Origin of the sequence: Tunicatimonas sp. (assembly GCF_049647865.1) — a bacterium.
In the GTDB taxonomy this organism is placed as follows: Bacteria; Bacteroidota; Bacteroidia; order Cytophagales; family Cyclobacteriaceae; genus Tunicatimonas.
On sequence record NZ_JBARYM010000535.1, the window covers coordinates 1 to 5,412 of the forward strand.

A 5,412-nucleotide genomic window follows, 5' to 3' on the forward strand; every position below is an offset into this window, starting at 1 on the left:
CATCTTGCAATTGAGTCACCGAAGGTGCTTGAGTATTGGTGCGATAAAACAGACGAATGTTCTTGCTGTCGGTAATATTATATCGCAGCATAGCTGATGGGAGCAGATTGGCAAAGTTGCGATCAATGAAACTCTCAGCCGGAAAAACCTGATCGCTTCGTAAATTAGCCCACTGGTACTTAACGCTAACCATACCCATTAAACTACCGGGTTGCCGGTTATTTGGTTGCCGTTCGCTAGATTGTTGACCATCGGTACGCCGATCGCCGTTTCGCCGGCCACCGGATTGCCGGCCACCGGATTGCCGACTGCCAGAAAATATTCGATAACCGGTTCCTATGGCTTGGGTCTGATAAATACTGGCAAATTCGTTACTTAGAGCTGAGTCTAGAAACGTATGTTCTTGCAGTGCTTCGTTAAAATTAAAAGTTCTCTTATCGGAGAATTCTCGCTGACGATTGGTTTCAGCCGAAATTTGTACCATACCCGGTCCCAGGGGTTCAGTATAGACCAAGTTACCGCCCATATTCCAGCCATTCCGCACAAAATCGGTTTCCTGATTGATCGTATCGTTTAGGCTCTGGTTCAAGCCGAACGAGCGGTTCTCCGCCAAAAGTGACTGGAATCCATCTTGCCGGTTCACAGCCGTTCTCAACCGTGCCGAAAGTGTCCGTCCACGTTTCTCAAAACGATGGCGAAACAATAAATTATTAGCGAAATTATAGCCGCCAATGTCGGAGGTAGACGAATTATTCGTCTGATTTAATAATCTTCCTGCTTGCTCAGTTTCCCCGGTTTGGAATGAGTTGGATTGGTTCTGCTGAAAACTGACCCGAGGTTGAATAATTAGGGAATTGCGAGAATCAATCTGGTAGGTCATCCGCATATTCAAGCGGTGATTAAAATTGTTGCTGTAGTTCTGATTTTCCTCCTGATACTCCTGGGTAGCATCCTGATTAAGAAAGAAAGTGCGGTTCAGTGATTCTACTGCGTCGTTCGAGCTATTATTAAAAAAGTAGCTACCATTGGCTTCCCATCGCTCTCCCCAGGAATCAGTGTAATTTAATCCGAAAGCGTTCGTCGTAGAAATACCGTTTTGCTGCCCTACCAGAAAGTCATTCGCATTGCTACCACTAGAATTACGTCCTCCTCGTCCCGCCGCTGGACCTGCGCCGCCCCCACCGGGTCTTCCCCCTCGAAAACCTCTACGTTGGCTTCCGCCCCCAGTGCTAACTACACCTAGTAAATCCTCATTAGCAAAGTTCTGCTGATTGATATTGTTAGCCTGACCGATCATAGAAATTCGGCGGTCTTCGTCGAATATATTAATATTTCCGCCGAGCTGATATCTGTCGTCATAGCCATAACCCGCGTAAACTTTACCAAATTGGCCATTTCGCTTATCGGTTCGGGTGATAATATTAATGGTCTTAGCTGTTTCACCATCGTCAAAGCCGGTAAATTGGGCCTGATCGCTCTGGCGGTCGTATACCTGGATTTTTTCAATAATTTCAGCAGGCAGGGTTCGCAACGCTAAAGTAGGATCGTTGCCAAAAAACTCTTTACCGTCTACCAGTACTTGCTGTACATCTTCACCCTGAGCTTGTACTTGCCCGTTTTGTACCACCACACCTGGCATTTTTTTGATAAGATCAGCCGCATCTGCATCTGGATTTACCTTAAAAGCATCCGCGTTATATTCAGTCGTATCACCATTTTGAACAGTAGGAAGTACTTGTCCTTTAATTTCTACGTCTTTAAGTGTTTGAATGGATGGAGCTAAGATGATTGCACCTAAGTTACGATCAGCACTCCGCAACATAATCCACTTTTCGTAGGGTTTGTAGCCAACGTAGGTGATACGAATTTGATACCCGGTTGGTAAGAGATTCTCAAGAGCAAACCCACCCAACTCATTAGCAACTACAGCTTTTGATTTTTGCTCCCTATCTGCACTGGAGAGAACGATAGTTGCTCCAGGAAGCGGCTCTTGGGCTATGCTATCGACTACCACGCCTTGCAGTTTAAAAGTTTGGGCCTCTACAGTCGAAGCAACTATCAAAAAAGTAAGAGCCGCTAGGTATTTCATTCCGATGTGTTATGTAATCGGTTAGACCCGCGTCTTAGCGAAAGGTTTAACTTACTTATAAAGTTGCAATAACGCCACCTGGCAGTACTAAAATATAATTTTAATAGTAATGTTACCTTTGTAGAAAACTATCAAGTTTTTAGACAGTATTTGTATTATGGAAAACAATCCCGATCTCAACGGAAAATACTTAGGCTCTATTTCTCAGGATTTTGTAGCCGTGGCCGATACCTTGAAAGAAGCTTCTTATCAGATTCGCTCTCGCGGATTTTCTGACTTTCCAGTATTTCCTATTTCTAAAGTAGAAATTCCTATTGGTAAATTGTTAATCGGGCGAGGTGAAATGGCAACCAACTGGTTCTACAATGTTACTTACCTCGATGAATTTGTCCAAAGAAAGTTGGTTGCTAGTGAAGATGATTTCAAGAAAGCCTACAAAAATCCGGATGAATTTTGCTGCCTGTTTGTGGTAGACCAAGACTTCACTAATTTTTTATTTATCCCCTATCCAGAGGATTAGTGAACCCGGCCAAAGGCTAACCGCGAAACTTCTTTACGAGCCAGAAAATAATCAAGCCAACTACGGCAACTAAAATTATTGCTGCCCAAAAACCGACCTCAAAAATACCTTCTGCTAGTTCGCCTATTTGCAGAAGAAGAGAGCCAAAAATTACTGATAAGGTTGTCATAAGTTTAAAAAGTAAGGTGAAAGAACGTTTTATTATTAGTTAACTAAAATCTATGTGAAGGGTTTTACGCTTTAGCTAAATTGTAGATATCTTGCTAATAGGCGATTATCAGGTGCTATTTTTCACTTAAGTCTTACTCTCTTTGTCTCCTGAATTAAAATGATTCCAACCTTGCGCTTGCAAGTCTACCAATTGACCGGCTTTGGTCGCTAACTGTAGTCCGCTTTCTTTCTTCTGAGCGTAGCCAATACTATGAACATCTGCTTGATTTTTGATTTTCTCGTAATCAGCCTGACTGATCGTAAATAACAGTTCATAATCTTCTCCTCCGTTTAAGGCACATGTGATTGGGCTAAGCTGAAATTCAACCGCCGTTTCGTAGGTCTGCTGGTCGTAAGGAATATTTTCTTCAAAAATTCGGAACCCTACATTAGACTGCTTACTAAGGTGAAATAGTTCAGAAGCCAGCCCGTCTGAAACATCAATCATACCGGTCGGCACAACTCCTACATCGCGCAATTCGTACACTAAATCCATACGGGCTTCAGGGCGCAACTGGCGACGCACCACGTAATCATACTTATCTAACTGCGGTTGTTGATCGGGCGTATCTAGGTAAACCTGCTTTTCACGCGCTAGTATTTGAAGGCCGAGATACGCTCCCCCTAAGTCGCCAGTAACACACACTATATCGCTCTCTTGAACCGTACTCCGTCGGGTGATTAAGTTACCGGGCGCAGCACCTACGGCTGTTACCGAAATTACCAACCCCGATGCCGAAGAGGTAGTATCCCCCCCTATCAAATCTACTTTGTAATTTTCGCAAGCGTGACCAATGCCACGGTACAGTGTTTCTACCGCTTCTACTGAAAACCGATTGCTTAAGCCTAGATTTACGGTGATTTGCTTTGGGATCGCGTTCATGGCTGCTATATCGGAAATATTCACTGCTACCGCCTTATAGCCTAGATGCTCCAAGGGCATGTAAGCTAAATCAAAATGGATACCTTCCAGCAGCATATCGCTGGTAATCACTAGTTGTTCTTCACTAGATTGAATAATAGCGGCATCGTCACCTATTCCTAAAACAGTAGCTGGGTGACGAGGACTAAAGGACTTCGTAATTCTATCAATCAGGCCAAATTCACCTAATTGTTCAATATTAGTTCGAGGAGTATTATCAGACATCGTGGTAAATTAAAATTCAGTACGTTATGATGATACGATTGATTGACAAAGTTCTACCAGCACGCCGTTCGTACTTTTTGGATGTAAAAAGCAGATAAGCTTATTATCTGCCCCGGCCTTCGGAACTTCGTTGATAAATATAAACCCTTCTACTTTAAGGCGTTGTACTTCTTGGTGTATATCGCTTACCTCAAAAGCTAAGTGATGAATTCCTTCTCCTCTTTTTTCAATAAATTTGTTAATTACACTAGCTTCTTCACTAGCAACCAATAGTTCTAGTTTAGTTGTTCCGGCATCGTAGAAGTAAGTAGTCACTTGTTCGGTTTCAACTGTTTCCTTGCGGTAAACAGATTTTCCCAGCAAGCGGTCGAATAAGTCTTGGGCCTTTTGAGCATCTGCTACCGCAATGCCAATATGTTCTAGTTGCATCATTGAGAAACTTTTTTTTTCAGGTGTAGGTTTTCATTGGTAACAAGGTGCAATGCTGTTTACTACGTTTATACCCTTGCTAACTAGCATTTTGTTTTTTACCGCGAGTGGTGTATTGTTATATTTCCGAAACTAGTTTAGTCGCACACACGTATGTTTCGGGATAAACTTACGAGATATTTCACATAGAATAAATGTTTCTTTGTCATGATTAAAATAACAGATAAAGCGAGGAATAAAATCAGTGCTTTGAGAGAAGAAGAGGGCCACTCTGATAACCATAATGTGAGAGTAGCTGTGAGAGGAGGCGGATGCTCGGGGTTAATGTACGATTTGGAGTTTGATAGCCAGATTAAAGACGGAGATCAGGTATACGAAGACCAGGGAGTTAAAGTTCTGGTAGATAAAAGAAGCCTGCTCTATTTGTTGGGTACCACCCTGGATTTTACCGATGGCCTAAATGGGAAAGGGTTTCAGTTTATCAACCCTAATGCATCTCGCACTTGTGGGTGCGGCGAAAGCTTTTCGGTGTAATCACTCTTCAACAATCATCTCAAAGCCAGAATCATTCGTTATGATTTTGGCTTTTTTTGTGCTCTTTTCTCACTTCACTGTTGCTAACTAATAAATCATGTTACAAGAAGAGAGTATCAAAGTATTTGCGGTAGAAGATGATCCTACTTACCAGAAGTTTCTCGAGTATACTTTGGGGCTCAATCCTGATATTGAAACCCATATTTATACCACGGGTCAAGAATGCCTTGACAATCTTCATCTAAAACCTAGCATCGTTACAATAGACTACTCTTTGCCCGATATGAGTGGTAAAGAGCTGCTTGAAAAAATAAAAGCATATAACTCTACAATTTTTGTCATCGTAATTTCGGGGCAAGAAGATATTGGTACTGCAGTAGAACTCCTAAAACTAGGAGCGTTTGATTACATCACTAAAGATCAAGATACCAAAGGGAGACTACTGCACGCGATTAACAATGCCCGAAAAAACCTCTCTTTAGT

The 5,412-nt window shown here is 42.4% G+C and carries 6 protein-coding genes; 3 read left to right on the plus strand and 3 right to left on the minus strand.

All coding sequences use genetic code 11. The features are described from left to right. Window positions 1-2,089, minus strand: a 2,089-nt coding sequence (locus WBA23_RS15780) for a carboxypeptidase regulatory-like domain-containing protein (protein ID WP_424583248.1), incomplete at its 3' end; no start/stop codon positions are given. Between the two features lie 157 nt (window positions 2,090-2,246). Between WBA23_RS15780 and WBA23_RS15785 the strand changes: the two genes are divergently transcribed. Beyond that, the gene (locus WBA23_RS15785) at window positions 2,247-2,609 is read left to right on the plus strand and encodes a hypothetical protein (protein ID WP_424583249.1); all 363 of its coding nucleotides are present in this window, start codon (window positions 2,247-2,249) and stop codon (window positions 2,607-2,609) included. Window positions 2,610-2,904: 295 nt separating this feature from the next. Here WBA23_RS15785 and thiL read toward each other — a convergent pair whose 3' ends face one another. Beyond that, on the minus strand, window positions 2,905-3,966 hold the full coding sequence (thiL, locus tag WBA23_RS15790; protein WP_424583250.1) for a thiamine-phosphate kinase: 1,062 nt from the start codon (window positions 3,964-3,966) through the stop codon (window positions 2,905-2,907). A gap of 24 nt (window positions 3,967-3,990) precedes the next feature. Then, complete coding sequence (mce, locus tag WBA23_RS15795; protein WP_424583251.1) at window positions 3,991-4,398, minus strand: methylmalonyl-CoA epimerase; 408 nt, start codon at window positions 4,396-4,398, stop codon at window positions 3,991-3,993. A 204-nt stretch (window positions 4,399-4,602) separates the two neighbouring features. Here mce and erpA point away from each other — a divergent pair, with 204 nt between their 5' ends. After that, a complete protein-coding gene (erpA, locus tag WBA23_RS15800) occupies window positions 4,603-4,929 on the plus strand; it encodes an iron-sulfur cluster insertion protein ErpA (RefSeq protein WP_424583252.1) in 327 nt (108 codons plus the stop codon). Window positions 4,930-5,026: 97 nt separating this feature from the next. Continuing rightward, on the plus strand, window positions 5,027-5,412 hold a 386-nt coding region (locus WBA23_RS15805), incomplete at its 3' end, for a response regulator (RefSeq protein WP_424583253.1).